This window comes from Cupriavidus sp. 05T313, from assembly GCF_056396665.1.
This window is the reverse complement of the sequence record NZ_JBFTLX010000318.1, coordinates 1-6,995: the sequence shown is the minus strand read 5'-3', so window position 1 is coordinate 6,995 and position 6,995 is coordinate 1. Positions and strand designations below refer to the sequence as shown.

The 6,995-nt window shown below is 66.3% G+C and carries 8 protein-coding genes; 2 read left to right on the top strand and 6 right to left on the bottom strand.

Annotated features, from left to right (window positions below; translation table 11 throughout):
• A partial coding sequence (locus AC1DKD_RS37340; RefSeq protein WP_477144428.1) for a dioxygenase family protein occupies positions 1–813 on the bottom strand: 813 nt, incomplete at its 3' end.
• 121 nt (positions 814–934) lie between these two features.
• Here AC1DKD_RS37340 and AC1DKD_RS37335 point away from each other — a divergent pair.
• The gene (locus tag AC1DKD_RS37335) at positions 935–1,897 is read left to right on the top strand and encodes a LysR family transcriptional regulator (RefSeq protein ID WP_477111572.1); all 963 of its coding nucleotides are present in this window, start codon (positions 935–937) and stop codon (positions 1,895–1,897) included.
• Here AC1DKD_RS37335 and pqqE read toward each other — a convergent pair.
• The 5 genes from pqqE to pqqA form a co-directional block, all read right to left on the bottom strand.
• Positions 1,878–3,038, bottom strand: a complete 1,161-nt coding sequence (gene pqqE, locus AC1DKD_RS37330) for a pyrroloquinoline quinone biosynthesis protein PqqE (RefSeq protein WP_441633556.1) — start codon at positions 3,036–3,038, stop codon at positions 1,878–1,880. The genes AC1DKD_RS37335 and pqqE overlap by 20 nt on opposite strands.
• Complete coding sequence (gene pqqD, locus AC1DKD_RS37325; protein WP_035872850.1) at positions 3,010–3,255, bottom strand: pyrroloquinoline quinone biosynthesis peptide chaperone PqqD; 246 nt, start codon at positions 3,253–3,255, stop codon at positions 3,010–3,012. Before pqqD ends, pqqE begins: the two co-directional genes overlap by 29 nt.
• A gap of 41 nt (positions 3,256–3,296) precedes the next feature.
• Entirely contained in the window at positions 3,297–4,010 is a 714-nt protein-coding gene (gene pqqC / locus AC1DKD_RS37320) for a pyrroloquinoline-quinone synthase PqqC (RefSeq protein ID WP_477144427.1), read from the bottom strand.
• A complete protein-coding gene (pqqB, locus tag AC1DKD_RS37315) occupies positions 4,007–4,921 on the bottom strand; it encodes a pyrroloquinoline quinone biosynthesis protein PqqB (RefSeq protein ID WP_441633538.1) in 915 nt (304 codons plus the stop codon). The genes pqqC and pqqB overlap by 4 nt, the downstream gene beginning before the upstream one ends.
• Before the next feature lie 78 nt (positions 4,922–4,999).
• The gene (pqqA, locus tag AC1DKD_RS37310; protein ID WP_081862393.1) at positions 5,000–5,074 is read right to left on the bottom strand and encodes a pyrroloquinoline quinone precursor peptide PqqA; all 75 of its coding nucleotides are present in this window, start codon (positions 5,072–5,074) and stop codon (positions 5,000–5,002) included.
• Positions 5,075–5,391: 317 nt separating this feature from the next.
• Between pqqA and AC1DKD_RS37305 the strand changes: the two genes are divergently transcribed.
• On the top strand, positions 5,392–6,738 hold the full coding sequence (locus tag AC1DKD_RS37305; RefSeq protein ID WP_477111570.1) for a DUF1214 domain-containing protein: 1,347 nt from the start codon (positions 5,392–5,394) through the stop codon (positions 6,736–6,738).
• Positions 6,739–6,995: the final 257 nt, after the last annotated feature.

The following is a 6,995-nucleotide window of genomic DNA, read 5'->3' as shown; positions in this document are numbered from 1 at the left end:
GTCGTGCCGGTATTGGCCGATCACATAAGACTCCATCGACAGGATGCCGTATGTAATGCCGCCGTCGATCACCTGCAGCGGTTCGCCCGCCGCCGCCGCGCCGATGGCCACCAGCAGCGGCAGGAAATGCTCGTCGGTCGGATGGGCGCGCTCGGCGTGCGGCGCCAGCCGCCGGTAGTCGATCAGCGGTTGGACATCGCCATCGCGCATGGCGTTGCGCGTGGCCTCGCGCACCCATTGGGTGAATTGCGCCACATAGGGCGCATCGCCGCCGCCGTGGCCGCGGAACTCGTAGAGGTTGTGCGTCATGCTGCCGGAGCCGACGATCAGCACGCCCTGGCCGCGCAGCGGCGCCAGGGCGCGGCCAAAGGCCAGCGCGCCCGCCGGGTCCAGCGGCTGCGGCAGCGATACCTGGAACACCGGCACCTGCGCCTCGGGATACAGGTGCCGCAGCGGCACCCACGCGCCGTGATCGAGCCCGCGCTGCGGGTCCGGACTGGCAGGGTAGCCGGCCTGCGCAAGCAGTTCCGCCGCGCGGGCGGCCAGCGCGGGGTGTCCGGCCACGGGATAGCGCAACGCGTACAAGTCGCGCGGAAAGCCGCCGAAATCGTGAATGGTCTCGGGCAGCGGGCTTGCGGTCACGCGCACGCCGCCCCGCGTCATCCAGTGCGGCGAGACCACCAGCACCGCCTCGGCGGCCGGCAGCGCGCGGCCCAGCGCGGCAAGTTGCGGGCCGGCAAGGCCCGGCTCGATGGCGAAGGTGGGCGCGCCATGGGAGACGAACAGTACGGGAAGAGGAGTAGCGGCTGACATGGCGGAAGTCCCATCTCGAAAACTTCCAGTCTATTGATTCGACTGGCGATGATAAATAGCCTTCATCGTGATATATAGTCCCGGTAATCGAGACAATCAGGCGCAAGCCGACACGTAGCGCATGGACCGGGCCCTGGAAATGAGTGTGTTTGCCGCCGTAGTCGAGGCCGGCAGCTTTATCGGCGCGGTGGAAGGCCTGCGCATGTCCAAGGCCGCAGTCTCGCGCCATGTGGACGCGCTGGAGCAGCGCCTGGGCGTGCGCCTGCTACAGCGCACCACCCGCCGGCTGTCCCTGACCGAGGAGGGGCGGATCTTCTATCAGCGCGCCAAGGAGGTGCTGGCCGCACTCGACGATGCCGAGTCCGAGATCACCTCGCGCACGCAGGAGCCCAGCGGCCTGATCCGCATCAATGTGCCGCTGACGTTCGGCATCATGCATCTCGCGCCGCTCTGGAGCGCATTCATGCAGGTGTATCCCCAGGTCGACCTGGACATCACCCTCAACGACCGCGTGGTGGATCTCGTCGATGAAGGCTACGACCTCGCGGTGCGTATCGGCGACATGCCAAGCTCCGCGCTGATCAGCCGCAAGCTGGCCAGCACGCGCATGATGCTTTGCGCATCGCCCGCCTATCTGGCGCGGCACGGCGCGCCAGCGCATCCGCAGGAACTGGCGAAGCATCGCGTACTCGCCTACACCAACTGGTCCGGCCGCGACGAATGGCATTTCGATGGCCCGGACGGCAAGGTAAGCGTGGGCACGCGCGCCCGTGTGTACACCAACAACGGCGACACCTGCCGCGCCATTGCGCTGGCCCATGGCGGCATCATGCTGCAACCGAGCTTCATGCTGCAGGAAGACCTGCGCAGCGGGGCACTGGTCGAACTGATGCCCGAATACCGGGCGAGCGAACTCGGCGTGTACGCGGTCTACCCGACGCGCAAACAGCTCCCGCTCAAGGTGCGCCGGCTGGTGGATTACCTGGTGGAGGCGTTTCGGGATGTGTCGTGGGGAGACGGGGGAGAGGGGGGAGTAGGGCGAGGCGGCCTGTCACGCCCCCCCGCTAGCGGCCCGATTCGCTGAAGCGGCGGGACGCCGCGTCCGCGCGAAACACCAGCGGCGCCTCGTGCGCCGTGGCCTGCAACTGGCCGTGGGCGGCAAGGCGTCCGTGCAGGACGACTTCGCGCACGGTGGCGTGGTCCGGAGATTTGTCGCAAACGGGATCGGTGCGGTTGGCRTCGCCCGTCAGCAGGTAGGCCTGGCAGCGGCAGCCGCCGAGGTCGTTCTCTTTCTCGCCGCAGGACCGGCACGGCTCCGGCATCCACGCGGTGCCGCGATAGCGTTGGAAAGCATCGCTGTGGTACCAGATGTCGTGCAGCGATTGCGTGCTCACGTTCGGCAGGATGAGGCCGGGCAGCATGCGCGCGGCATGGCAGGGCAGCGCGGCGCCGTCAGGCGATATGCCGAGAAACACAGAGCCCCAGCCGTTCATGCATTTCTTGGGCCGCGTCTCGAAATAGTCCGGCACCACGAACAGGATGCGGCAACGCTTGCCGATCCTGGCGCGGTAGGACGCCACTACCGCTTCGGCTTCGCGCAATTGCGCTTCGGTCGGCATCAGCGCCAGCCGGTTCTCCCAGGCCCAGCCGTAGTACTGGGTATTGGCCAGTTCCAGGTATTCGGCGCCCATATCCAGCGCCATGTCGATGATGGTGCCGACGTGGGCCAGGTTATGCCGGTGCAGTACGCAGTTGAGCACCATCGGGTAGCCATGCGCCTTGATCCGTTTTGCCACCCGCTGTTTCAGGTCGAAGGTGCGGGTGCCCGACAGGAAGTCGTTCATCTCGCGCGTGGCGTCCTGGAACGAAAGCTGGACATGATCGAGCCCGGCCGCGCGCAGCGCGCCCAGGCGCGCGTCCGTCAGGCCCACGCCGGAGGTGATCAGGTTGGTGTAGAAGCCCAGTTGCCGGGCATGGCCGACCAGTTCTTCCAGGTCGTCGCGCACCAGCGGCTCGCCGCCCGAGAAACCAAGCTGGGCGGCGCCGAGCGCGCGTGCTTCCTCCAGGACCCGCCGCCATTGCGCGGTGTCGAGTTCCGGGCCGTAGCGTACGTAGTCGACCGGGTTGGAGCAGTAGGCGCAGTGCAGCGGACAGCGGTAGGTCAGCTCCGCCAGCAGCCACAGCGGTGGACCCGGTTCAGACGAGCCAGCCGCGTTCGCAGGCATGTTCGACAAAGGTGCGCACCTCGGGGGCAATGCCCTGCACCCCGAAGGACGTCTGCAGTTCGTCGATCAGCATGTCGAGCGTATGGGCGCCGTCGCAGCGCTGCAGGATGGCGGCGGCGCTGTCGTTCAGCTTGACCATGCCTTCAGGATAGAGCAGCACCCATGCCTTTTGGGCCTCTTCCCATTGCAGGCGATAGAGCGTGTCGAGCCGTGGCATGGCGGGAGCGGTCTCGGGGGTGACGGGCGTGGCGGGGGCGTTCATACGGGATAGGCCTTTTCGATGGCATCCAGCATCGACCACAGGATGTCGAGCTTGAACTGCAGGATTTCCGTGGCGCGCTGCTGTTCGGCCGGTGTGCGGAAATAGTCCAGTGTGACCCGCAGGCCGTGATCGACATCGCGCTGCGCCAGCGGAATGCGCGTACGGAAATAGCTTAGCCCCTCGGCCTCGATCCAGGGGTAGTGGTGCGGCCAGCCGGCCAGCCGTTCCTTGTGGATGGCGGGCGCGAACATCTCGGTGAGCGAGGAGCACACGGCCTCCTGCCAGGGAGCGCGCCGGGCGAAGTTGACGTATGCATCCACCGCGAAGCGCACGCCGGGCAGCACCAGCCGTTGAGACCAGAGTGCCTCGCGCGTCAGCCCCACAGCCTCGCCGAGCCGGCTCCAGGCTTCGATGCCGCCGGGCTCGGTGGCGGTGCCGTCGTGGTCGAGGATGCGTATCACCCACTCTCGCCGCGTTTCGCGGTCGGGGCAGTTGGAGAGGATGGCGGCATCCTTGAGCGGGATATTGACCTGGTAGTAGAAGCGGTTGGCCACCCAGCCCTGGATCTGCTCGCGCGAGCATTGCCCGYTGGCCATGCGCCGGTTGAAGGGGTGATGGATGTGGTAGCGCGATTCGAGTCCGCGCAGCCGCGCTTCGAAGGCCGCGCGTTCCTCGGGGGAAACCGGTTGGGGGCGTGCTGCGGGCGTCACAGGGCGATCTCCATGCCGTCGTAGGCCACCTCGATCCCGTGCGCCGCCAGTTCGCGGCGCTCCGGGGAGTCGTCCACCAGGATCGGGTTGGTGTTGTTGATATGAATCAGGATCTTGCGCGCTGCCGGCGCTTCGTCCAGTGCCGCGATCATGCCGTGCGGGCCGGACTGCGCCAGGTGGCCCATGTCGCTGGCGAGCCTGGACGACAGGCCGAGCCGGCGCATTTCATCGTCGGTCCAGAAGGTGCCGTCGACCAGGATCACGTCGGCCCGGGCCAGTTCCGCGCGCACATGCGGTTCGACGCTGCCCAGTCCGGGGGCGTAGAACACGCGCTTGCCACCGGCGCTGACGATGCGCAGGCCGATATTGTCGCCACGCTGYGGCGCGGCGCGGTTGGGGGAGTAGGGCGGCGGCTTGCTGTCCAGCGCGATCGCATGCAAGGTCAGCCCTGCTAGCGGCGGCACGGTGAAGGCACTCGCGTCCAGCGGCAGCGGATGGGTTTCCAGGGTGCAGTAGTGGGACAGGATGCGGGACAGCGGGAAACCTTCGGACAGGTCCCGCAGCACAGGGGGCGTGGCGTAGACGGGCAGGGCGCTGCGGTGCTCGCGCAGCATCAGCAGGCCGGTGACGTGGTCGATCTGCGCGTCCATGAGCAATACGGCGGCGATGCCGGTGTCGCGCACCGCGCGGGCTGGCTGCAGGGCCGGGGTGGCGCGGATCTGGGCCAGGACGTCCGGCGAGGCGTTGACGAGGAGCCAGTGGATGCCATCTTCGGTCAGCGCAATGGAGGATTGCGTGCGGGCCGTGGCGGCGATGGTGCCGCGGCGCAGGCCGTCGCAGTTGCAACAGTTGCAGTTCCATTGTGGAAAGCCGCCGCCAGCGGCGGAACCTAGTACCCGAAGTGTCGTCATGGCCTGGTGCCTGTCCAGCCGGAGCCAAGGAAAAAGCCCGCTGGACAGCGGGCTTTCGCGGATTCCGCCGTCCGCCGGTCAGCGGTTGGCGATGTACATGGTGATTTCGAATCCGTACCGCATATCGATGTATGCGGGAGTGGTCCAGGTCATTGGCGGCTCCTTTCAGATCGGGGGTAGGCAAGTACAGCATAGTTCATGCAGAGGTAACGGCGGGACATCGGGCCGGATTTCGGTTAAGTGCGGCATCGCACTTTTGTGGCTGCTGCATCATGCAACCATGGCTTGCCCCGCCGGTCGGGCGGGACAGACGGCCTCGGCATCCAAGTTACGTAGATCGCTCGCGCAATATTTTTAATTCACTTTTACCCACCGGCCAGCGAAAGTGTACGGTGTGCAAATGGCACCCCTCAGGACACTTCAGACACTTCGGGCATTTCATCAGTCGCTTTTCTGGAGCGGAGTAAGTCATGGATCACTCATCTCGTCCCGTCGCCGCGGTTGTGCTGGCCGCCGCCATGCTGGCCGGCCTGTCTGGGTGCGGCAGTGCGCCGAAGGGTGAGCCAGCCGCGGGCATGGTGCCGGACCAGGACGTCAACGATGCCTACGTCTACCTGCTGGGCCGCCTGCTTGTCCTGCGCCAGGAGCAACTTGACTTCCAGAAAGACGGTTTCCAGTGGAACCAGATCCTGCACCGCGATGTGGGCGGCGTTTCCTGGGCCAATCCGAACCTGGATGTTGCCTACAGCGAGGCCTGGATCGCGGTGGACGAGAAGACTTGTGCGGTCGTCAACGTACCGCGCATCAAGGGGCGCTACTACACGGTCCAGTTCCTGAACGGGTGGGGGGAGACAGTCGCCAACATCAACGAACGCAACTATCCCGGCCATCCCGGCGGCAATTTTGCGATGTGCCTGAAAGGCGCCACCGCGCCACTGCCACCGGATGCGAAGCGCATCGACCTGCCGGGCAAGGCAACGCGCGTGCTGGCGAGAGTGGAGTTGGGCGCGGACAAGAAGCAAGCCATCGCCCTGCAGCGACAGATCACGATCCGGATGACCGGCACGCCGCAGATCGCCCCGATTCCCGCCACCCCGGTTTTCAGCAATGACACGCTGCCCGGTGTGGAAGCCTTCGACTCGGCCGCCATCGCGCTGGACAGCGAGCCGGACATCAATCCGGGCATGGGCGATGTCCGGGCCAAGGTACGCGCAGTGAGCGCCGCGGTGGCGGGCAACCCCGCCGAACGCGCGCGGGTGGACAAGGTCATCCGCGAGCAAACACTGCCGGGATTCCTCAAGTCGTTTTCCACTGCCGGCACCATCAAGAACGGCTGGAACCGGCCCAGCACGATTGGCAAGTACGGAGACGATTACCGGACCCGCACCCGTATCGATATGGCTGGCATCTGGGCCAACAGCACCGATGAGGTGGTGTACTTCAAGACAGATACCGACGGGACAGGCGCCCGGCTGGACGGCGGCAACGCGTACACCATCACCTTTGCCAAGGCCGACCTGCCCGCTGGCCACGTGAAGTACTTCTGGTCGGTGATCGCGGTGGATTCCAGGGACTTTCGCGTGATCCCGAATCCCAAGAACCGGTTCCTGATCAACAAGCAGTCCAGGCTGAGCTACGGGAAGGACGGTTCGCTGACGCTGTACTTCGCGCCGTCCAGGCCGGACGGCGTACCGGACGGCAACTGGCTGCCGACCCCCAGGGGACAGGGTTACAACCTGACGTTCCGCCTTTACGGGCCGGACCAGGCTATCCTGTCCGGCGAGTGGTTCCCGGCCCCGCTGGTCAGACGAAACTGAGCCGCCGCGAGGGGGAGGAGGCGCCTGATTCGCAGGAGCCCGGCCTTGCACCAGCCGCTTACGCGCACGAGGACGTCCATGATGCCGGCGCCGCCAGCGGTCGCTCGGCAACGGCTTTGCCCCCCGCGTTCAGCCGGGGCGGATGATCGACGAAGCCGCCATGGCGAAGGTACTGCACAAATTGCTGCCGGCGCTACTCAAGGTGTTTCGTGGTGGCAAGCCTTCAGGCGCGAGTGAAGCTGGCGATCAGGCCACTC

Coding starts and splice junctions, on each gene's coding strand:
- AC1DKD_RS37335 (WP_477111572.1), top strand. CDS start 935: ATGGACCGGGCCCTGGAAATGAGTGTGTTTGCCGCCGTAGTCGAGGCC.
- pqqD (WP_035872850.1), bottom strand. CDS start 3,255: ATGCCACGGCTCGACACGCTCTATCGCCTGCAATGGGAAGAGGCCCAA.
- AC1DKD_RS37305 (WP_477111570.1), top strand. CDS start 5,392: ATGGATCACTCATCTCGTCCCGTCGCCGCGGTTGTGCTGGCCGCCGCC.